Source organism: Mesorhizobium shangrilense (assembly GCF_040537815.1).
Taxonomy (GTDB): domain Bacteria; phylum Pseudomonadota; class Alphaproteobacteria; order Rhizobiales; family Rhizobiaceae; genus Mesorhizobium; species Mesorhizobium shangrilense.
Genome location: NZ_JBEWSZ010000014.1, coordinates 1 through 20,687, shown reverse-complemented (window position 1 = coordinate 20,687; position 20,687 = coordinate 1). Strand labels below are relative to the sequence as shown.

General features: G+C 56.4%; 14 protein-coding genes and 4 pseudogenes. 8 read left to right on the top strand and 10 right to left on the bottom strand.

Going from position 1 to position 20,687, the window contains the following annotated elements:
• Positions 1 to 2: 2 nt before the first annotated feature.
• The 4 genes from ABVQ20_RS38700 to ABVQ20_RS38685 all read right to left on the bottom strand — a co-directional run bounded on the left by ABVQ20_RS38700 (position 3) and on the right by ABVQ20_RS38685 (position 5,194).
• Positions 3 to 1,646: an ABC transporter ATP-binding protein gene (locus ABVQ20_RS38700; RefSeq protein ID WP_354465058.1), complete on the bottom strand. Its 1,644-nt coding sequence runs from the start codon at positions 1,644 to 1,646 to the stop codon at positions 3 to 5.
• Between the two features lie 4 nt (positions 1,647 to 1,650).
• Positions 1,651 to 2,472, bottom strand: a complete 822-nt coding sequence (locus ABVQ20_RS38695) for an ABC transporter permease (RefSeq protein WP_354465057.1) — start codon at positions 2,470 to 2,472, stop codon at positions 1,651 to 1,653.
• A 2-nt stretch (positions 2,473 to 2,474) separates the two neighbouring features.
• A complete protein-coding gene (locus tag ABVQ20_RS38690; RefSeq protein ID WP_354465092.1) occupies positions 2,475 to 3,419 on the bottom strand; it encodes an ABC transporter permease in 945 nt (314 codons plus the stop codon).
• Between the two features lie 176 nt (positions 3,420 to 3,595).
• The gene (locus tag ABVQ20_RS38685) at positions 3,596 to 5,194 is read right to left on the bottom strand and encodes an ABC transporter substrate-binding protein (protein WP_354465056.1); all 1,599 of its coding nucleotides are present in this window, start codon (positions 5,192 to 5,194) and stop codon (positions 3,596 to 3,598) included.
• A gap of 309 nt (positions 5,195 to 5,503) precedes the next feature.
• Here ABVQ20_RS38685 and ABVQ20_RS38680 point away from each other — a divergent pair, with 309 nt between their 5' ends.
• The 5 genes from ABVQ20_RS38680 (at position 5,504) to ABVQ20_RS38660 (ending at position 11,214) form a co-directional block, all read left to right on the top strand.
• Positions 5,504 to 6,184, top strand: coding sequence for a GntR family transcriptional regulator (locus tag ABVQ20_RS38680; RefSeq protein WP_354465055.1), 681 nt, complete (start codon positions 5,504 to 5,506; stop codon positions 6,182 to 6,184).
• Between the two features lie 97 nt (positions 6,185 to 6,281).
• Positions 6,282 to 7,481: a M24 family metallopeptidase gene (locus ABVQ20_RS38675; RefSeq protein ID WP_354465054.1), complete on the top strand. Its 1,200-nt coding sequence runs from the start codon at positions 6,282 to 6,284 to the stop codon at positions 7,479 to 7,481.
• Between the two features lie 409 nt (positions 7,482 to 7,890).
• Positions 7,891 to 8,688, top strand: a complete 798-nt coding sequence (locus tag ABVQ20_RS38670; protein ID WP_354465053.1) for an N-formylglutamate amidohydrolase — start codon at positions 7,891 to 7,893, stop codon at positions 8,686 to 8,688.
• On the top strand, positions 8,685 to 10,067 hold the full coding sequence (locus ABVQ20_RS38665; RefSeq protein WP_354465052.1) for an aldehyde dehydrogenase family protein: 1,383 nt from the start codon (positions 8,685 to 8,687) through the stop codon (positions 10,065 to 10,067). Before ABVQ20_RS38670 ends, ABVQ20_RS38665 begins: the two co-directional genes overlap by 4 nt.
• Before the next feature lies 1 nt (position 10,068).
• Entirely contained in the window at positions 10,069 to 11,214 is a 1,146-nt protein-coding gene (locus ABVQ20_RS38660; RefSeq protein ID WP_354465051.1) for an iron-containing alcohol dehydrogenase, read from the top strand.
• A gap of 484 nt (positions 11,215 to 11,698) precedes the next feature.
• Here the strand turns inward: ABVQ20_RS38660 and ABVQ20_RS38655 are convergent, their stop codons facing one another.
• From ABVQ20_RS38655 to ABVQ20_RS38630, 6 genes and pseudogenes are all read right to left on the bottom strand, one after another.
• Positions 11,699 to 13,300 (bottom strand): carbamoyltransferase C-terminal domain-containing protein, encoded by a 1,602-nt coding sequence (locus tag ABVQ20_RS38655; protein WP_354465050.1) that lies wholly within the window; start codon positions 13,298 to 13,300, stop codon positions 11,699 to 11,701.
• A 208-nt stretch (positions 13,301 to 13,508) separates the two neighbouring features.
• Positions 13,509 to 13,775, bottom strand: a pseudogene (locus ABVQ20_RS38650) (IS5/IS1182 family transposase); the annotation flags it as partial.
• Between the two features lie 106 nt (positions 13,776 to 13,881).
• Positions 13,882 to 14,148 carry a DUF1403 family protein gene (locus ABVQ20_RS38645; protein WP_354465091.1) on the bottom strand — a complete coding sequence of 89 codons (267 nt, stop codon included), beginning with the start codon at positions 14,146 to 14,148 and terminating at the stop codon, positions 13,882 to 13,884.
• Positions 14,117 to 14,674 (bottom strand): annotated as a pseudogene (locus ABVQ20_RS38640) (DUF1403 family protein); the annotation flags it as partial. The gene ABVQ20_RS38645 and the pseudogene ABVQ20_RS38640, both read right to left, overlap by 32 nt.
• Positions 14,675 to 14,802: 128 nt before the next feature.
• Positions 14,803 to 15,540: a class I SAM-dependent DNA methyltransferase gene (locus ABVQ20_RS38635; protein ID WP_354465049.1), complete on the bottom strand. Its 738-nt coding sequence runs from the start codon at positions 15,538 to 15,540 to the stop codon at positions 14,803 to 14,805.
• Positions 15,541 to 16,103: 563 nt separating this feature from the next.
• Positions 16,104 to 16,540 (bottom strand): annotated as a pseudogene (locus ABVQ20_RS38630) (ISKra4 family transposase); the annotation flags it as partial.
• Positions 16,541 to 17,416: 876 nt separating this feature from the next.
• On the opposite strand from ABVQ20_RS38630, the gene ABVQ20_RS38620 reads away from it, so the two are divergent.
• The 3 genes and pseudogenes from ABVQ20_RS38620 to ABVQ20_RS38610 form a co-directional block, all read left to right on the top strand.
• Positions 17,417 to 19,051 (top strand): thiamine pyrophosphate-dependent enzyme, encoded by a 1,635-nt coding sequence (locus ABVQ20_RS38620; protein WP_354465048.1) that lies wholly within the window; start codon positions 17,417 to 17,419, stop codon positions 19,049 to 19,051.
• 3 nt (positions 19,052 to 19,054) lie between these two features.
• Positions 19,055 to 20,296, top strand: coding sequence for a pyridoxal phosphate-dependent aminotransferase (locus ABVQ20_RS38615; RefSeq protein WP_354465047.1), 1,242 nt, complete (start codon positions 19,055 to 19,057; stop codon positions 20,294 to 20,296).
• Positions 20,297 to 20,389: 93 nt separating this feature from the next.
• Positions 20,390 to 20,555 (top strand): annotated as a pseudogene (locus ABVQ20_RS38610) (transposase); the annotation flags it as partial.
• Positions 20,556 to 20,687: the final 132 nt, after the last annotated feature.

The following is a 20,687-nucleotide window of genomic DNA, read 5'->3' as shown; positions in this document are numbered from 1 at the left end:
TGTTATGTTGGAGACGAAACGGTTGCACGCTTCTTCACAAGGTTGCTTAGCCAGTCGGGGTCCATTTCCGGCACCGACGACAATAGCAGGTCTGTATACGGATGATGGGGTGGCCGGAACATTTGTTCCTTAGGGCCCTGTTCGATGACTTGGCCGTTCTGCATGACGACTACCTCGTCCGCTATCGCACGCACTGTGGCAAGGTCATGGGTGATGAACATATAAGCCAAATCGAACTCACTCTGGAGCCGATCCAGCAGTTTTAGAATGCCCTCAGCAACAATTTGGTCCAGCGCTGAGGTGACCTCGTCGCATATGATGACTTGTGGCTCGGCCGCGAGCGCGCGCGCGATGCCGACGCGCTGCTTCTGGCCGCCTGAGAGTTCGGAGGGCAGGCGGTGAATGAAGACGTCTGGCTCTAGTCCGATAAGGCTGAGAAGATCACGAATTCTCGCGGTTAGTGCCTTGCCGCTCAATCCAAGATATATCTGCGCGGGCCGACCGATAAGCTCGTCGAGTCGCAGCTTTGGGTTGAGCGCGGTATCGGCCGACTGATAGATCATCTGCACCTGTCGGAGTTGGTTACGGGTGCGTTTGCGATAATCGGCCGGCAACGGCTCGCCGTCGACCAGCACCTCGCCCTTGCGCGGCGGAAGGAGCCCAGTGATCACCCGTGCAACCGTGGACTTACCAGAGCCGCTTTCGCCCACCACTGCCACAGTGCGACGCTTATGGATGTCAATACTAACATCCTTGAGCACGTCAAGTGAGCTGTAGCCTGCCACCACATTCTTCATCGAGACTATCGGGACGGCCGCCTTCTCTACCGGAGGCAACGCAGGCCGCGCATAAGAGCGCACCGCCCAAAGCGACCTGGTATAGTCCTGCTTGGGTTGTGACAGCATCGCGCGCGTCTCGGCTTCTTCAACTTCGTAGCCGCCGCGCAGAACCTTTATCCTGTCCGCCATCTGCGAAACCACCGCGAGGTCATGGGTTATGTAGATCGCCGCCGTATCGAATTGTGCCACGATGTCACGGATCGCCGACAAAACCTCAATCTGAGTTGTCACGTCCAAAGCCGTCGTAGGTTCATCGAATATGATGAGGTCAGGACGGCAAGACATAGCCATCGCTGTCATCGCTCGCTGTAGCTGCCCTCCGGATACCTGATGCGGATAGCGAAAGCCGATCGTGTCCGGGTTCGGAAGTCGCATCCGGCGGTAGAGCTCGACCGCGTCATGTTCCGCCTCGGCGCGGGTCATTACACCGTGCTCTACAGGTGCCTCGCAGTATTGGTTGATCAGCCGATGCGCGGGATTGAAACTCGCCGCCGCCGACTGGGCGACATAGGCGATGCGTTTGCCACACAGGCGCCGCCGTTCTTCCGCACTCGCCGTACGCAAGTCTATCCCGTCAAAATTTATCGCCCCACGGGAGATCCGACAGCCGTCCCGAGTAAATCCCATAGCTGCCAACCCAAGCGTCGATTTGCCGGCACCGCTCTCGCCGATCAATCCTAAAACCTCGCCCCTATGCAAGGTTAGGTCAACACCCCTGACGATCGAAGTCCAAGCGTCCTCGGAACGTCCCTCGATTTCGATGTCACGCATCGTCAAAAGAACAGGCTGGCGAGTCATGTCTCTCATCGTCTCAATCCCGCACCGTGCTCATGACGCGCAATCTCCAATCCACGACGAAGTTCACCGCCACCGTGAGCAAAGCAATTGCCCCAGCCGGGACAAGCGGCGTGATATCTCCATAGCCAATAAGGGCTGCGTTCTCCCGAACCATGGAGCCCCAATCCGCGTACGGCGGCTGGACACCAACCCCAAGAAAAGACAAGGCCGCAATTGATAGAAACACGTAACAAAATCGAACGCCGAATTCGACGATCATTGGGCCGGCGGCATTGGGTAAAACTTCCTTGAAAACAAGGTAGAGTACCCCCTCGCCTCGCAAACGTGCCGCCTCGATGAAGTCAAGTTGAACAATATCGATTGAGACTGCACGAACCAGTCGGAATACACGCGTCGAATCGACGAACGCAATTATCAAAACGATGTTGAGAAAAGAAACACCAAAAGCCGCGAGGAGGAGCAATTGAAAGATTAGCGAGGGAATCGCCATGAATACGTCTACAACACGGCTTATTACCTGATCGTAGAAAGGTCGCACGACAGCAGCAAAAATACCAAATGCCGCGCCAATGAGAAAGGCAAGGACAGTGGTTACAACCGCTATACCGACAGAATTTCTCGCACCGAAGATAATTCGGGATAGCATGTCTCGCCCGATTGAATCGGTTCCAAAAATATTGCTAGCGCTCCATGGCAAGAACGCGTCGCCAACCACTTCGGCTTGTCCGTACGGTGCGATCAACGGCGCAAAAAGTGCCGTGAAGAAACACAAAACGATAACCGCTAGACCGAACTTCGCGGTAATCGGGGCTTTTCTGAGCGCAAAGGCACTCATGGCTAGGCGTTCCTCCTGGCATGGAAAATACGTGGATTAGAGATAGTCGAAATAATATCGGCCGCTAAATTTAGAAGCACGTAGGCACTCGCGAATATTATAGTGACAGATTGCACCACAGTTACGTCACGTCTGGTAACCGCGTCGACCATAAGTTGCCCAAGGCCTGGATAACCAAATACCACCTCGACAACAACCACCCCAGTCAAGAGGTAAGCAAGATTTAGCGCCACGACGTTCACGATCGGAGAAATGGCGTTTGGCACCGCATGCCTAACAATGATACGCCAGGGGCGAACCCCCTTCAGCTGCGCCATCTCAATGTAAGGATACGATAGGATATTGACGATCGCCGCTCGAGTCATGCGCAGCATGTGGGCGGTTACGGCGAACGTTAATGTGAGCGCGGGCAAAAAGGATACATATAGCCGCTCAGAAAGGTTCATATCCGGGTGGATGCTTGCAAGGGCCGGAAACCATCCGAGGCCGGAGAAAATAACCACCAGGATGTACGAAACGAAAAATTCCGGCAGTGAAATCGCCGTTAAGGCGGTCGCGTTTATTATCTTATCACTTGCGCTATCGCGATATAGCGCTGCGAATATACCAAATATCAACGACAATGGGACAGCAATTGACGCAGCATAAATGCCCAGAAAAAGCGTATTCTTCAACCGACCCTGAATCAAACTCGATATTTCCTTGCCGTTAGATAAGGAGCGGCCAAGGTCACCGTGTAACATGCCATCTACCCAGGACATATAGCGAGCAAACGCCGGCTGGTCTAAGCCAACCTCCTTACGAAACTCGGCCAACGCTTCTGGCGTTGCAGATTGACCAAGCGTCGCCTGAGCAAGGTCTCCTGGCAGGATCTCCACCGAAACGAATGTCAGAATTGAAACAAAGAATAGGGTTACGACACCCATTCCTACCCGTCGTGCTATCATGCGAAGGATTTGAGTCATAAGCGCCTTCATAGCCGGCGACACCGGCGCCATTCTCGCGAAAAGTCACAGATCGCGCAGAGAGGCAGCGGCTGCCACCTCTAAGCACGACTGAATGCCTTTGGCCTACGACGACCGCAGCAGGTAATGTCAATAGCGGGGATCGACGAGTCACACGTCTATGCGAATGACCAGCGCTTCAGAAAATACCCGCCGTCCATCTCCCAGCTTGCGGAGATTTTCCATTTTCCTGACTCGTCGCGCGGCACTACTACCTTCTTGTTTACAGCCTGCACCAGATTTGCATTAGCAGGGACAATGTGGCCCCCTTCATTGCTAATGATCAACTGCGCCTCTCGATACATTTCTCGGCGCTTCGCTTCGTCCAGCTCGGCGCGAGCACCGTTGATCAGCTGATCAAGTCGCGGGCTCTTAAACTTTGCGTCGTTCCACGGCGCAGTGCTGAGAAAGGTCAGGGAGAGCATCAAATCTTCCGTGATCCGCGGCCCCCACCAACCCCACTGAAACGGCTCTTTCAACCAAACATCCGTGAAGAAGCCGTCCGTAGGACGTGTTTCAATTTTGATATTCACGCCAGCCTTTTCTGCTTCCTGCTGATAGAGTTCGACAGCGCTGTTCTGGCCCGGAAATAATTCCGCCGTTATTAATTTCAATTCCTCCTTGTGATAGCCAGCCTTATTTAGGTGGAATTTGACCTTGTCAGTGTCGTACTCTCTTGGTGTAATATCGTCAGCATGAAAACGGTAAGCCGGCCCAAGTGGATTGTCGTTGCCAATGGTGCCATAACCCTTCAAAACTTTCTTCACATACTGATCGCGGTCAATGGAGTACTTAAGCGCAAGCCGCAGATCGTTATTGTCAAAGGGCGCGACGTCGGTTCGCATAATGCCGCAGTGCCAAATCCGGCCAGGGACATCCACGATCTGAATATCTTTGTTCCGCTCAAGGAAGCTAATTAGCTTGAGGTCGGGCTTGCTGATCGCATCAACTTCGCCGTAGATCAACGCATTCTGCCGCGTAGCCGCGTCGTTGATCGCAATCAATTCGATAGAATCGAAGAAGCCAACCGCGCTGTTCCAGTGCTCAGCGCTCCGCGACAATTTCGCGCTAACACCCGGTTCGAAACTCTCAAGCTTGTAGGGTCCAGTACCTGCACCAGACTTCCAATCAACGGAACCATCCGCACTGGGAAGGATGTTCAGGTGATAGTCCGTGAGGACGAACGGAAAGTCGACGTCGGCGAACTTAAGCGTGAATTTTACAGCATCATCCCCGACGGCGGAAATATCTTTCACACGCTCCAGGAGGCTGGCAGCACCAGACTTAGACTTCTCACCACGATGATAGTGGATCGAAGCGATCACGTCATCCGTAGTGAGCGACTTACCATTCGAAAAGCGAACGCCACGTCTGATCTTAAACGTCCATTCAGTCGCATTTTTGCCGGTCTCCCAACTCTCCGCAAGGCCTGCCTCGAGATTGTTATCCGCGCCGACCGCTACCAGGTTGTCGCGAATGGCAAAGGCTAGGGAGATTATGAAAGTGTCGGTGAAGGTACTGGGATCTAGGGAATCACCGGTATTTGCACCGCCAACTCCGGCACGGAAGTGCCCCCCACGCTTAGGCGCAACCGACGTTCCTGCCGCCCAACCGGCGCGCTCGAGTGCGAGCAATCCGCCGACTGCAAAACCAGTCTTAATAAGCGTTCTCCGACTTACGCCAGATACTGCCCTACTCCCAGAGTTCTCATTCTTCATAACCGTTCCCCTAGAGTTTTCTAGATTTTTGATGAGGCAAGGCGTCAGCCCAACCGATAGCGTGTGTACACTCAGTTAAGTCTTATGTCAATTATGTGAATGGGCGGCGGCGCGATATCGGCTGGACGCTGGCCCCGTTTGCGGCGGCCTGAGCGGCGCAATGCTACGCATACTTCTGACATTTCTGGACTTCTCCGTTGGCAGGGGTACCTTCCCCACGGCCTCGAATACGTTGACGCCGCTTGGCACTGTGTATACTCTATACCAAACATGAACACGAGCGCGTCGCGGTTTGAGGGGCGATTTGAAATGGCAAGACAGGTCAAGGCGAGGGTCAGAGCCGCCGACACGCAGTCGCAGAAGCGCCTTCATCTGATCCACGGCACGCTTCGCAATCGGATAATTATGCTCACTTATCCTCCCGGGATGCTGCTCAAGGAAGCCGAGATGGCAGCGGAGTTTGGCGTGAGCCGAACGCCGATACGTCAAGCTCTCCAAAAGCTTCAATTCGAGGGGCTCGTCGAGACGATCAACGCGGTCGGAACGATCGTAACAAACTACCAGTCAGAAGAGATGAATGGCCTAGTGGCCCTTCGTGTCAGAATAGACGAGATTGTGGGCGACCTGGCGCGGCGTGATTATAGCAGTGCTGACATAGCGGACATGGAATCTCTGGTACGGAGAACCAAGTCACTGGAATTTGATCACGATCTTGAAGAATATTTGAAGATAATTAATTCACACCACGAAATACTGCGTAGAATAATTGATACAGACGCTTTGCGCGATATATATGACAACCTCCATTTTCGAACAGCGCGCCAGTGGTGGGTAACGGTCCCGAAATTGTGGCAACCCTGGATGTCGCTGACGATTTCGGAGCTCAATGAAATGATCCGCTCTATGAAATCAAAAGACACCAAAGGTGTCATGGCGGTCAGAAGGAATTATGTCAGACATTTCGCAGTTCTAATTGAAGGCCTCGTATAGATGCCAGAAATCCGCTCTGAACGCGCTTTGGCACGCGCGAAATCAAATGCGATAAGCTTCCCATCCACATCGACCCTTATCTTGACAGGATACAAACATGGACGCGCGCCAATATCAGGACATACTCGAAAGACACGACGCAGGAACCGGTATTATCTTCGACAACGACGAATATGAGAGGCGCGCCAAACTTGTAAAATTGCAAATGGCCGCAAAGGGTATCGAGACATTAATACTCACGGACCCAAACAGTGTCTATTATCTGACGGGATACTATACATTTGGCAGCGGGAACTATGTCTCGCTAATAATCCCACTTGATGGCAATCCGTTCATGCATGTAGCGGACCTTGAGATACCGTCGGCTATCGTAAATTCTAACGTAACCGAAGTCTACACGTCCGTCTGGCAGCAACAGTTCCGGTCTGGGCCGGGGGACGATTTGGTGAAAGTGCTCCATTCTAAGGTTCAGGATAAGAAGCGAATTGGCCTAGAACTCGGCCGAAAAGGCCTGCTTGCGAGCGTTTTTCAAGCACTGGCTTCAAAGTTGCCGAACGCGACGTTTATCGACGCCTCAATGATTGTGGAAGAGGTGTCCTACGTCAAATCAGACGTAGAGATCGAATGCTTGAAGAATTCCGGCTCCTATACTGCGGCAGGAGTTGAAGCATCATATGCCATCACTAGGCCTGGCATCTACGACAATGATATTGCGAAAGCCGGATATGAGGCAATGATTGGCGCTGGTAGCGAATTCATGTCCGTTCAACCAATCGTAACGTCGGGTGTCCGCACAAGTTTTCCGCATCAAACTTTTAGAAGGGTTTTGATTCAGGATAACGACGTGATCTTTCTGGAGTATGGGGGGAACCATCATCGGTATACTGCACCCTTGATGCGGACGATAGTCACTGGAAAACCGTCTGATGACATGATGCGGTTTGCGGATGCAGCAGAAGCGACCCTGTCCGCAATGCTCGAGATGATGAAGCCCGGGATCGAATTTAGGGATATCGTGGCCCATGCTAAGAAGGCACACAAGTCCCTAGACGACGAGCTCTACTTTTTTGGATCCTATGCGTATGGACTTGGAGCTACGTTTCCACCAACATGGGGAAACGGCCTCCATATAGCCGAAGGGATTGACCTAGTCCTGAAGCCCGGGATGGCATTCCACGTCCCGATGAACTTCACCGCCCCCAGCAAGTTTGGGATCGCTTTCAGTGAGTCCGTTGTGATCACTGAAAAGGGCTATGAGCTTTTGGTTGATCATCCGAGAAAGCTCCATCAAATTTGATCTTAAGTATTCCCGCCGAATTCCTCAGCATGCATCGATAGAAGGCAGCGCGCTATCCTATCGATGTGGGACACACGTTCCGTCCGGGCGACAGCTGGGCGCAAGGAGACACGGTCTTCCTCATGTATACAACAAAGGGTTTGGCATTCAGCGAAGCCATGGTGGTCGCCTTTGACGGCGAAGTCGGACTCACTCGCACGCTGTGCAAGCTGGTTGAAGTTCCGGCGCGGGGCTCACCTCCAGCGCAACAGGAAAGCTCTTTGCCAACACTTTCCGTTGGCCTGAGCCGTCGATCAATTCCCAAGCCGCAAACTGCACCGGCGGCCTATAGGCGGCGGGAAACACGCATGGCCTGCCGCGAGCGAGCGTCCGCCTCGAAACATCGGGGCGCCGGGCGTGGACTGACGATATGTTGAGCTGCAAAGACGATACACCTTTTGCGGTGTTCAATGCACATGGCGAAGGCGATGTGCTGTTGGTCTGTGAACATGCCGCTGCGACAATTCCCAGCGTCTTTGGAGATCTTGGTCTGCAGCAGGACGCTCCCCTGAGTCACATCGCTTGGGATCCGGGCGCTCTCGTTCTCTCGATGCGCTTAGCGAGGATGTTCGACGCGACCTTGTGCTACCAGCGCTACTCTCGACTGCTCTATGATTGTAACCGTCCGCCAGAAAGCCCCGCGGCCATTCGCGATAAGAGCGAAACCTATAACATCCCTGGCAATGGGAATCTTTCCGAGCAAGAGCGCAGCCAGCGCGTGAAAACATTCTATCGCCCGTTTCAAAAGGGCCTTTCCGGCTTGCTTGACGCCCGCAAGCGGTCGGGTCGGCAGACCGTCCTGGCAACGGTCCACAGCTTCACACCCGTCTATTTTGGCAAACCGCGGGACGTTGAAGTCGGCATCCTTCACGATGTCGATACACGGTTTGCCGATGCGATGCTCGCGCAGACCGAGGGACTGAACTGCAGTTATGTAACCCGCAGAAACGAGCCTTACGGCCCTGAGGATGGCGTCACGCACACGCTTATAGAGCATGGCGTTCAAAATGGGCTCCTCAACGTTATGATCGAGGTTCGCAACGATCTTCTACGAACGCAGGAGGAGATCGACGTGATGGCGGCTTATCTCGGCGGGCTGATCTCCAACGCTCTTTCTCCGGACTCGGAGTGGCCTGAAAAAACAATCCAAACAGGAGGTCGATCATGACCGTCATAAGATGCATATCGCCCGTCGACAGCAAGGTCTACGCCGAGCGCGAAGCCCTCGGCTTCGACCCCGCGAAGGCATTGATTGCCAGTGCCCGGAGGGCGCAGAAGGCTTGGGCGAAACGCCCGCTGGAAGAGCGCGTGGAACTGGTGATGAAGGGTGTTGCCCGCCTAAACGAGATGGCCGAGGAGGTCGTGCCCGAAATCACCTGGCAAATGGGACGTCCGGTGCGCTACGGCGGCGAGTTCCGCGGCGTAAACGAGCGATCCAACTATGTGGCCTCCATCGCCGCCGACAGCCTCACGCCCTTTGTTGTTGAGGAGAGCGCAGCCTTCGAACGCCGCATCGAGCGTGAGCCGCATGGCGTCGTCTTCGTGATCGCACCGTGGAACTACCCATACATGACGGCAATCAACACGGTCGCGCCGGCTTTGATGGCGGGCAACACCGTGGTGATCAAGCATGCCAGCCAGACCCTGCTAGTCGGCGAGCGCATGGTGCGCGCCTTTGTCGAAGCGGGTGTTCCCGATGACGTCTTCGTCAATGTCTTCCTCGACCACGACACCACCTCGGCGCTGATCGCAGACAACAATTTCAACTTCATCAACTTCACTGGCTCGGTTGCCGGTGGCCGCGCCATCGAGCGGGCGGCAGCCGGCACGTTCAATGGCCTCGGCCTTGAACTCGGAGGCAAGGACCCGGGCTATGTCATGGAAGACGCCAATCTCGACGCCGCCGTCGACACGCTGATGGATGGCGCCTTCTTCAATTCCGGACAGTGCTGCTGCGGCATCGAGCGCGTCTATGTGCATGAAAGCCTCTTCGACCGGTTCGTGGAAAAATCGGTGGCTTTCGCCTCCGTCTACAAGCTCGGCAATCCGCTGGAGAAAGAAACGACGCTGGGCCCGATGGCCAACAAGCGCTTTGCCGCAACGGTGCGTGCGCAGGTTTCCGATGCGCTCGCCAGGGGCGCGAAGGGCCTTGTCGACCAGAGCCTGTTCCCCGCCGACGATGGCGGCGCCTATCTGGCCCCGCAGATCCTTGTCAATGTTGATCACTCCATGACCGTGATGCGTGAGGAGAGCTTCGGCCCCGTCGTGGGCATCATGAAGGTGGCTAACGACGCCGAAGCGCTGGAACTGATGAACGACAGCCCCTATGGCCTGACCGCCTCGCTTTGGACGCAGGATCCCGAGCGCGCCGCGCGCATCGGCCGCAACATCGAGACCGGCACGATCTTCATGAACCGCGCCGATTATCTCGATCCCGCTCTGTGCTGGACCGGCTGCAAGGAAACCGGCAAGGGCGGCTCGCTCTCGATCCTAGGGTTCCAGAACCTGACCCGTCCGAAATCTTATCATCTCAAGAAGGCACTCTGATATGACGACTACCGCCAACTGGAGCTATCCGACCGCCGTGAAAATGGGCGCCGGCCGGATCAAGGGACTGGCCGATGCCTGCAAGTCGCTGGGCATGAAGAAGCCGCTCCTGATCACCGATCGCGGCCTTGCCGCGATGCCAATCGCGCAAGGTGCGCTGGACGTGCTGGAAGCTGCTGGCCTCGGTCGCGCGATCTTCGCCGATGTCGATCCGAACCCGAACGAAATCAACCTCGAAGCCGGCATCAAGGCTTTCCGTGACGGCGGCCATGACGGCGTCGTCGCTTTTGGCGGCGGCTCGGGCCTGGACCTCGGCAAATGCGTTGCTTTCATGGTCGGCCAGTCGCGCCCCGTCTGGGACTTCGAAGACATTGGCGACTGGTGGACCCGCGCTTCGGTGGAAAACATCGCGCCCATCGTCGCTGTGCCGACAACCGCCGGCACCGGCTCTGAAGTCGGCCGCGCCTCGGTGATTACCAATTCGAAGACGCATGTGAAGAAGATCATCTTCCATCCGAAATTCCTGCCCGGCGTCGTGATCTGCGATCCGGAACTGACGGTCGGCATGCCGAAGATCATCACCGCCGGCACGGGGATGGATGCGTTCGCGCACTGCCTCGAAGCCTATTCCTCGCCCTTCTATCATCCGATGAGCCAGGGCATTGCGCTCGAAGGCATGCGGCTCGTGAAGGAATATCTGCCCCGCGCCTATAAGGATGGCACCGATATCGAGGCCCGCACCAATATGATGTCGGCCGCTGCCATGGGCGCCGTCGCCTTCCAGAAGGGCCTCGGCGCCATCCACGCGCTGTCGCACCCGATCGGCGCAATCTACAACACGCATCACGGCATGACCAATGCGGTCGTGATGCCCATAGTTTTGAAATTCAACCGCTCCGCCATCGAAGACAAGATAGCCCGCGCGGCGGCCTATCTCGGCATATCTGGCGGCTTTGATGGCTTCTATGACTATGTGCTGTCGCTGCGCGACCAACTCGGCGTTCCCGAAAATCTGACCGCTTTCGGCATCGGCAGCGACCGCATCGACGAACTAGCAGCCATGGCCATCGAGGATCCTAGCGCAGGCGGAAACCCGGCGCCCCTGAATTTATTCTCGGCGAAAAGGCTATATGCAGAGTGCATGTAAACTAAGCCAGCAAAAGCTTTGAAAGCTTTAAAGCGGCGGACTTTCATGTGAGTCCATATCCTGCGGCATGCGGAGCCGGTAACGGCTCGGCGTGAAGCTCTGGGGACAACGTAGCCGCCGGATATCCGGTACGTCGAGCCGCGAGGCAAGGCGGAATCTGCCAGCACGAAGGAGGAGAGGACTAGGAATGAGCGGGTACGACCAACGTATGTGAACGTCCGATAAGCGTCGTGATCTTTGACAAGCCAAACGTGCTGACAGGCTTGAACCAAAACGGTACGCTGTGTGGAGTGGTCTTTGAAAACTGGACCATCCGGTGCTCGAATTTCGCCGGGCTAACGAAGGCGCACAATGTTGATAGACTCATTCAATTCATGGCGTATCGCTTCCTTGAGATATCCTGGCAAGCTTCAACTACCCGCCTCGATACGCCTGCTCTTCTGAAACCGTCATCACCCATCTCGGAGGGATACCTTCTCCTCCGCTACGCGTTCTTTTTCTGTCCACTCGACGCCGTGAGGGGTGCCTCCTTGAGGAGATAAAAGGTATCGTTGATCACGAATCCGTCGAGGCCCGCGGCTCGGGCATAGGTCAGCAAGTCGCTGGCGCGATTGATGAAACCGGTGCCATTGAAGTTCAGCGATGTGTTGCAAAGAACGCCGACTCCGCTTTTCGCCTTGAATGAGGTAAGCAGTTGAAACAGCTGTGGGTTTTGCTCCTTCGAAACGGTCTGGGCCCGCGCCGTGCCGTCAACATGCGTGATGGCCTCCAACCGGCTGTCGAGAACCTTCTGGAAAAGAAGCATGTAGGGCGACGGGCGTGCCAAGTCGAAGTGGAGTGCGACGTCCTCCTCCAGGCAAACCGGCGCGATCGGGCGGAAACCCTCCCGGTTCTTGATGCGGTTTAAGCGTTCATGGGTTGCTTTTGAGAAAGGCGCCGCGAGAATCGACCGGTTGCCGAGCGCCCGTGGCCCGATTTCGCAATTCCCCTGTACCCAGCCGATCACCTTGTCGTCGAGCAACGCCGAGGCTACCTGGCCGTAGTCGAGTGGATGGATCTCGAGCCCGGTGCGGTCAATTTCGTCAAGTGTGAAAGGCTGGCCTGAATAGACATTCCATTTGATCTTCGCATTGCCGGTGAAATGCCGCATAGCGTCGATTGCGGTCCCGATCGCCGAGCCGGTATCGTTAGCGCATGGCGGAATGAAAACATCGGAAAAAAGATTCGCTTCGAGCCAACGGCGATTCCACTCGCAATTTAACCCGCACCCGCCGGAAATCAGCAGCGGGTAGCCCTTTGTCAGGTTCGCCTTCGCGAAAGTATGGAACGAATCGAAGATGGCATCTGAAACTCGCCTGGCGAGGTTGGTGAACTTCTGATGGGTTACGCCAATGTTGTAGTAGGGCGAATTCCGGAGGTCCTCTTTGGACAAGGGGTACACATCGCTCGGAAGCAGGAAATCGATCAGCGCCTGCTCGTCCCGGTCAGGCGACCCGGCCTGCCCATAGGCGCAAAGCGCCATCGCCTTGCCGGCGTCTTCGAAGCGCGTTGGTCCTTTGGCTAAGGTGAATTTCGGATCAGCAAGCGCATAAAGGAAAGCATATTTGTCACCAGGATTCGCCATCACTTTACCCAAATGCACGACCTGCATGTACTCATCGATTTCATAGAAATCGCCGCACCATCCTTCCCAGATCAGCGCATAACAGGGAATCCCGGCGGGGAATGGCGACATGCCGTAGGAGCCCCAGAGATGGGAGCGCTCGTGCGTCGAGGAATAGAAATGCACCTTCTTGCCGAAGATGGTCTGCTCGCCGACAATCTCCAACCCCTGGGCTATGCCGTAGTAGCCTGCCGCGACGGAGACGTTGCGCGCGAATCCTGCGTTTTCCCACCCACCGACGGCAATCACATCCGGGATGGCGTTCAGGCGGCCAGCGGCGTCGAGGACCGTCGTCGGGGTAATGGTCGAATATCTAGGAAAACTATCCTTCTCAGCCTCGTAGGAATAGATGAGCTCGGCTGTTGATGCATCCAACGATGCAATTGCTCCATCATGGCCCGGTTTAAACGACATTATCCGCATTATAGCACTCCTTGGGCGAAATACCACTTATTCTAGAATATGTTTTCTGGCATGTCTGATTATTACTACGTGTTACCGTACACATAACCGCGAACATCATTATTATCATACACACCAAAAACAACTCAACGCCTATATAGAAACGTTTTTCTAAGTATTTGTGAAGAGCTATGATGGAATACCAAAGTTATGTTTCTATTTGTTAACAGTCCGGTTTACAATCGAGGCGTCGCTGACCGATGGTGGCCTCGATGGCAGATCGTCGTTTCAGTTCCCGGCGCATGGTGGCCGTCAGGCCACGCTTGCGCCCGGCGATCATCACCGATCCCGAGCCGACGTAGTCGTGGCCGTGATAGCCCTTGTCGACGTAGATGCGGTCCGGATCGACGCCGCCGATCACCACCGCCAGATCGACCATTGCTGCGAGCGTGTGGCCATCATTCGGATTACCCCCGAACGCTTTGGCCGCCAGCACCTTGTGGGCTTTGCCCTCGGGCGCGTGCAAGGACGAGCTCGCGGTCGAACAGATGGTCATCTGATCGACCTTTCCCCCTTTTTGCTCGCCCCGCGTCAACCATCGATCACAGCCCGTAGATGCGAAAGGTTGGGCGGCCCGACAACTCGCGCACGGCGCCTCGCTCGAGGAGTCGGTCGAACAGCCGGCGTAAGCCGCGATCGCTTATGCCGGCAATCTCTTGCGAGGCGACGACCGCATCTGTCGGAAAGCAACTTCTCGATGACGGCGCCCGACCCTTTCGCCCGCAGTTTCGGCGCCGCTGCCAGCAGCTGATCGGCGCGGCGGCCGAGCTCGGCCGCAAGTTCCACCGCCTGCAGCGCCGCCCGCGCATAGGCGGCAAAAATGCGTTGGCGGGACGCCGGCTGTGCTTGCCGGCGGTCCGCTGGCGACAATCGATCGCTGGCTGTTGGCGGCGGAGGCTAGGCGCCGAGCAAAGGGACCGCGCGCGGCCACCCGAGCTGGCCGGCGACAATGGCGTCGGCCAGCCATGGCCCCAATGTCGCGCGCGGCGCGCTGACCGTGGCGCTCAAGCATCGCAATGACGTCGGCGGCCGCGCCGACCACATTCCCGCGTGTGTCAGCAAGACTTTGATCTCATCGCCGAGCCGCCCTGCCGCCTCCTCATCGATGAAACTCCCCAGATCCGCGGCCACCTCGCCCAACACCGCGTCGCCAGCCAAGGTCTTGACCGGACGCGAGGCCAGCCTGCGCCAGATCACCAGCATGCGGCCGGCAGGCCCGACGTCGTCGCCGGGACGGGTGAGCAGCAGCGCGTCGCGCAGCGCCGCTGCGTCTTCGACCCGGCTGGCGCGTTTGGCCGTTGCCGCGGCCGCCGCGAGTGCCAGGCGCCGGCCCATTTTTCTTCCCGGCGCACTACCGCGTCGAGGGCGGTCAGTGCTGCGGCAGCGGCAAAGGCGGCATCTTCAAGCGATTGCGGAGCGGCCGCGGCGGCGCGCAGCATCGTGACCGTTGGTTAAGTTCGGGACTACAAGCCAGCCCGGCGATAGACGGAGATATGACGTGTCGACGCTTGGGTGAAGGCCCCTCCCGCCCAATCTCCCCACCGCTCCGCCAGCTCCAACCCCACGCACTCGGCCATCGTATCCAGTTCCTGAGGGTACACGTATCGGAAGGGTTGTGGAAAACGCCGCACAAATGTTCCAGAAAACCAGAGGAATGAAGAAACCAAGTTCTGTTTCAATGAATCGTGGACGTCCGCACGGAGAAATGTGTTTTCATCATCGATGTGCAAAATCGTAGTTTTCTGTCCATTGACGAAACCGTCCAAGGCCGGCACATCGATCTCTATGACCAAAAGCCCATCCTTGGCTAATACCGATGCAGCAGATCGAAGACAGGCGATTTGCGCTTCGCGGCTTAAGAGCAGGAAGAACGTATTGAAGATGCAATACACGGTATTGTAGCGGTTGGTTAACGTGAAACTGGCAATGTCACCCTGCCACGCCTTGACCACATTGCTGCGGCTAGCAAGCAGCCTCAACATGCTCTCCGAGTTGTCGATGCCTTCAACCCTGACCCCTCGCGCGCTCAACGGAACTGCCACGCGTCCGTCGCCGATGCCAAGTTCGAGCGCACTGCCTCCGCTACAATGTCGCTCAAGAAACGCAACAGTCTCATGCGCCTCAGCTATCTTACCTCGCATGTTAGTAATTTGCTCGTAGGCCGAAGCCCAACCGTCACCGTAGATGAAATTATCTGCCATTTTCGGCGCTCCTCTGAATCCTGCTACGTCGGTTCTTTCGAGCCGCAATTTTTTGGTTTGCATCCCGCGCTCGAAGGTGCACGTCCTCGGAGTTCGATGTCATCCGCCGAACCTTCCTTTGCCGCGAGGTGCAGCACCGTATCCTACGCCTTCGAGTTCAGGATCAGAACGGGAGAGTCGGCTTTGGGGTTGGCGAGGTGATGGATTTACCGGTGCCCCTTTGCCGTAGAATTCGATCTGACGAGACCTGACATGTAGCTTTCCTGCCGTCGTTCTATTCGTCGCTGCGGCCCGCGACATGAATGCCGGTGAAGCTCTCGCCGCCTCACATCCAAAAAGTTTCAAAACTCGTGCCAATTTGGCTGATCGAGCCGAAAAAAAAGAATTCGAATTGCCTTTCAGCTATTTAGACCGAGCCAAACAAGCCCAGTGGCTGAACAAGCTTGTGTAGCGGACCCGACAAAGGCAACACAAAGGTGTCGGATAGCGTGAATTGCGCGAAACGAGTGCATCTTAGCCCTGCCAGGCCGTCCTCAACTGGGGCATGAGGAACTGTGGGGCAGTTATGCGGCGAGAGCTGTTTCGTCTGGTTCGTGATTGTCGTTCGCCATACCGGGATACCATTGCTGGAACGTCGAGCGCAGGGAGCCGTCGAGGGTCTACGTGCGGGTTTGCAGCAGAAGATGCGGCCGATCCTGCTCCACTGCATCTGCTGCTTTTTCGCGAACCGCTTGCTGATGCCCGCATTGACGGTGCCTCGACGAAGGCCGAGGACCGAGCGGTAGCGTTCGCCGTAGTTGATCAGGCTTGCGCTGTGGGAAGCGATGTAAGATCGGAACTCGCCGATGGCCGTCAGGAATTTGCGCATGATCCGGTTGTCCGTTTCGAGCGCTTCCGCATCGACGCGCATAGAGCGCCAGTTTCTTAATGTGCCGGGAGAAATCTCCCCACGATAACGTTCGGCGACCTCATCCGGGGTTAGAAATTTGACTCGATCCATAAGCGACACCCTCCTTCGGTCGTTAGTAGCGGCCACGACCCACAAGCGCGTTGCGCCATACTTGGGCATTGGCGCACTGCTTCTCGCGCTCGCTCATGGATCAGATGCATTGCTATGAGACGGATGGAAGTGCTTGCTCACGGTCGTCGCAGAAACGGACAGCAAGGGCGGAAAATCGGACGGGAGGCACATCGGCCAATCGACGTTTGTCGCACGGATATCATGTCCAGATATAAATTGACCAAAGCAGGCTCTGAATCTGGTGCCGTCGAACTGCGACTGGAAACGAGGTGACGCGCTTGATGCCTTAAGCCAGATTCTTGATTTGGTTTCTGAAGCAACGACTGCAGCGGTATCGAAGAAGGTTCGCGGAGCCAAGGTATTCGCTGGGCATCCAGTTTGGCTGGGCTTCTTGGAAGCTTTCGAACTTTCTGCCTTGTGCCTCCAGCCGAATTGCGCGCGCGTATGAAGGAAGTTGGCGGGCCTGGACCCGCAGTGATGCAGACTTGATCCAAGCGCGTATTAGGGGTTCGAGAGTCGGAAGACCGCTACATTCCAAGACTCACTATCGGGAATTACAATCGCGGCGCGTCGCAAAGAATTGTCCGTTGCGAACCCTCACGTCCGGGAGAGCCCGGCGAGGGCTGCCTAGGACCCGACCCTCACGCTCCGCCCCCCATCGAATTTACGCTTCTAGCCTGCCCCACAGGGGCGATCGTCCTTGAGTGTTTTTGGCACCCAATGAATTTTTTTCGCTGGGTGTAATCGCATATTTCTGGTTTCTCTAAGCCATCGAAATCAACGGCAAAACGTCAAACTGGTCGGGAGGATCAACGATCCACCCGGGGGTCTTTTTGCAACTTCTGTGAGGTCACGATGCGCACCGGCGGGCAGGTTCTGGTTGAAGCTTTGCGAATTAATGGGGCCGAGGTCATATTTGGCGTGCCAGGCGAGAGCTATCTCGCAGTGCTTGATGCTATTCGCGATCAGGGCAACGCCCTTCGATATGTGACCATGAGACAAGAAGGCGGCGCGAGCTTCGCAGCCGCTGCCTATGGGGACTTAACAGGACGACCTGGTATCTGTTTTGTCACCCGGGGACCTGGCGTAACGTCGGCCACGATAGGTCTGCATACTGCTATGCAAGGGTCGACGCCGATGATCCTTCTTATAGGCCAGATCAGCCGTCCTTATCGCGACCGCGAGGTTTTCCAGGAAATTGACTATCGTCGTTTTCTTGGTGAGACCGTGAAATGGGTGGCCGAGGTCGATGACGCCGCACGTTTGCCCGAATATGTGAACCGAGCATTTAAGGTTGCTGTTTCGGGGCGGCCGGGCCCGGTCGCGTTGGCTCTACCCGAAGATATGTTGTTCTCGTTGACCGATACGCCTGATTTGGCCCCGGCCCGCGCGACCCCAGCTACGCCTTCACCGGCAGACATCGCTGCTGTCGGCCAGATGCTGGAGCAGGCGGAACGCCCGCTATTGCTGTTGGGTGGCGCGATCTGGACGCCTGAGGGTCAAGCTGCAGTCATTCAATTTGCAGAAACGTACGACCTTCCCGTTGCTATCGGTTTCAGACGCCAGGGACTGTTTCCCCACGATCACCCCAATTTCGTCGGCAGTGTGGGATTCGGAGGCATACCTGAGCCTAACCAATACGCCCGCGGGGCCGATCTGGTAATCGCGTTGGGATCTCGCCTCAACGATCCGACCACCCTAAAGCATAAGGTCATTGCGGCGCCGAAGCCCGATTGTCGGCTCGTCCATATCCATCCTGGAGCGGAAGAGCTGGGGCGACTGTATCAGGCGGACTTGCCGATCCTGGCCGATCCAAGCCTTGCGGCATTGGCACTTGCAGAATTGCGACCGACGCGTCTCCATACTGCAGCGACCTCTGAGGCTTTGGCTGGCTACACCGCTCACGTCACGTTGCCGCCGCAGCCCGGGCCAGTCGATATGGCCGAGGTAATGCACGTGCTCAATGAGCGTTTGCCCCGAGACACGACAATGACCACTGGCGCCGGTAACGCCACAGACTGGCCCAACATCCATTATTGCTATCGCCAGTTCTTGGGAGCTGCAGCCCCGGTAAATGGAGCTATGGGAATGGGTGTACCGGCAGCCGTAGCAGCTAAGTTTGTCCGCCCAAACTCTCCTTCCGTTTATATCGGCGGCGACGGCGACTTCCTAATGAACGGGCAAGAGCTCGCAACTGCCATACAATACCAGTTAGACCCGTTGTTCATCATTATCGATAACGAAAGCTACGGCACAATTCGCGGCAACCAGGAGGCGCGGTACCCCGGCCGCGTCTCAGGAACGTCGCTGCGAAATCCCGACTTCGCCAAAGTGGCTGAGGGTTACGGCGCCCACGGTGAAAGGGTTGAAGCCACCAGTGACTTCAAGCCGGCGCTTGAGCGAGCCCTGTCCGCAGGTCGCGCCGCTGTGATCCATGTGTTGGTCGGACCGAAGAGCCTCGGCCCAAATCACGTCTTGGAAGAGATCTAAGCGATGCTGTCAGACACAATCTGCAGGGTTCCTGCGTCTCCAATCGGCGCGATGTTTGACCGCGCAACCGAATTGCGCTTGCGCGGCAGTAATTTGGTCGACCTGTCGCTGGGCGAGCCGGACTTCGACACACCAGAGCATATACGGACGGCAGCGATCGAAGCCATCAATGCAGGGTTCACACGATACACTGCTGCAGATGGCTCCGTAGCTCTGAAGGATGCGGTACGGCGCAAGTTTGCCCGTGACAACGGTCTTGCATTTGAGCGCTCGCAGGTGGTGATCGCGTCCGGTGCGAAACCTTTGATTGCCAGCGCGATGCAAGTGGTCCTGGACCGAGGCGACAAAATCATTATTCCGACCCCGGCATGGACTTCGCATGTCGGCATGGCACAGGTGTGCGCGGCAACGCCTGTTCTCCTGAAAACCTCGGAATCTCAGGGATATAGGATTGACGCAAATCAACTCGAAAGCATCATCACCGCAGAGACAAAACTTCTGCTCCTTTGCTCACCAGGCAATCCGACCGGCGCAGTCACGTCCGCCGAGGAGCTGGGTGCGATCGCTGAGGTCCTGCGTCGTCACCCTCACGTCAACGTGATCTCTGACGACCTTTACGAGCACGTCGTCTTCCCGCCGGCGATCTTCGCGACTTTGGCGCAGGTAGCTCCGGATCTCGCCGAGAGGGTTTTGACAGTCAACGGGCTGTCCAAGGCTTACGCAATGACCGGCTGGCGAATCGGCTATGCGGGTGGACCATCATGGTGGACTGCCGGTTTGCGCGTGTTGTTCTCCCAAACCAGTGGTGGTCCATGTTCGATCAGCCAAGCCGCCGGTGTGGCTGCCCTGGACGGCCCGCAAGAGTTTTTGGCTGAATGGCGTGAGGTTTACCGCCGGCGATGCGCTCTCGCCGTGGCCGAACTCTCAAAAATACAAGGGCTTAAGCCTCGAATGCCGCAAGGCGCATTTTTCCTGTATGTGGAGTGCGGAGCCTATATCGGAAAACGAACACCGAACGGTCATGTCATTGCGTCGTCGACTGACCTTGCAGAACACTTGTTGGCCGCGGGCGTTGTCACCGTCCCAGGAGCGGCTTTCTACGGTGACCCCTTCATAAGGCTGTCCGTAGCCACATCTGATGCGAACATTGTTGAAGGCACTCGCCGTATCGCCGCAGGTTGCAGCCAACTTGGACCGAGTGACATCGAGGCCCCGATTTCTGTAGGCAGGGAGCTTGTACCCTAGAGGAATCCGGCCGTATTGAGCTAGGACGCAAACTCATAAAATGGATTTCGTTTTGTGACGGGTTCTGATTCAAGGCTTCTTTTGGAGGCTTGAATGCGTCGGCACGAATTAAGCGACTTTGAGTGGGGTGTGATCCAGCCGCATCTGCCCAACAATTCTCGTGGCGTAGCGCGGGTTGATGACCGCAAGGTTGTCAACGGCATCCTGTGGCGTTTCCGAACCTGGTTCGCCCTGGGCCGACGTGCCGATGCGGCGCGGCAATTAACGTGAGAGGTCGCATTGCCTCGCCTGAATTGTTCCTGGATGTTAAGCCGTTGCCTCATCTGATTTGCTCCCCGCATTTGTGTGGCAGGAGCAAATCAGATGAGGCAGGTCAGCATGGCGACGCGGG

What these genes read in the sequence shown, in the direction of transcription:
- ABVQ20_RS38700 (WP_354465058.1), bottom strand. Translation starts at nt 1,646, where the DNA reads ATGAGAGACATGACTCGCCAGCCTGTTCTTTTGACGATGCGTGACATC.
- ABVQ20_RS38695 (WP_354465057.1), bottom strand. Translation starts at nt 2,472, where the DNA reads ATGAGTGCCTTTGCGCTCAGAAAAGCCCCGATTACCGCGAAGTTCGGT.
- ABVQ20_RS38690 (WP_354465092.1), bottom strand. Translation starts at nt 3,419, where the DNA reads ATGATAGCACGACGGGTAGGAATGGGTGTCGTAACCCTATTCTTTGTT.
- ABVQ20_RS38685 (WP_354465056.1), bottom strand. Translation starts at nt 5,194, where the DNA reads ATGAAGAATGAGAACTCTGGGAGTAGGGCAGTATCTGGCGTAAGTCGG.
- ABVQ20_RS38680 (WP_354465055.1), top strand. Translation starts at nt 5,504, where the DNA reads ATGGCAAGACAGGTCAAGGCGAGGGTCAGAGCCGCCGACACGCAGTCG.
- ABVQ20_RS38675 (WP_354465054.1), top strand. Translation starts at nt 6,282, where the DNA reads ATGGACGCGCGCCAATATCAGGACATACTCGAAAGACACGACGCAGGA.
- ABVQ20_RS38670 (WP_354465053.1), top strand. Translation starts at nt 7,891, where the DNA reads ATGTTGAGCTGCAAAGACGATACACCTTTTGCGGTGTTCAATGCACAT.
- ABVQ20_RS38665 (WP_354465052.1), top strand. Translation starts at nt 8,685, where the DNA reads ATGACCGTCATAAGATGCATATCGCCCGTCGACAGCAAGGTCTACGCC.
- ABVQ20_RS38660 (WP_354465051.1), top strand. Translation starts at nt 10,069, where the DNA reads ATGACGACTACCGCCAACTGGAGCTATCCGACCGCCGTGAAAATGGGC.
- ABVQ20_RS38655 (WP_354465050.1), bottom strand. Translation starts at nt 13,300, where the DNA reads ATGCGGATAATGTCGTTTAAACCGGGCCATGATGGAGCAATTGCATCG.
- ABVQ20_RS38645 (WP_354465091.1), bottom strand. Translation starts at nt 14,148, where the DNA reads ATGCGCGGGCGGCGCTGCAGGCGGTGGAACTTGCGGCCGAGCTCGGCC.
- ABVQ20_RS38635 (WP_354465049.1), bottom strand. Translation starts at nt 15,540, where the DNA reads ATGGCAGATAATTTCATCTACGGTGACGGTTGGGCTTCGGCCTACGAG.
- ABVQ20_RS38620 (WP_354465048.1), top strand. Translation starts at nt 17,417, where the DNA reads ATGCGCACCGGCGGGCAGGTTCTGGTTGAAGCTTTGCGAATTAATGGG.
- ABVQ20_RS38615 (WP_354465047.1), top strand. Translation starts at nt 19,055, where the DNA reads ATGCTGTCAGACACAATCTGCAGGGTTCCTGCGTCTCCAATCGGCGCG.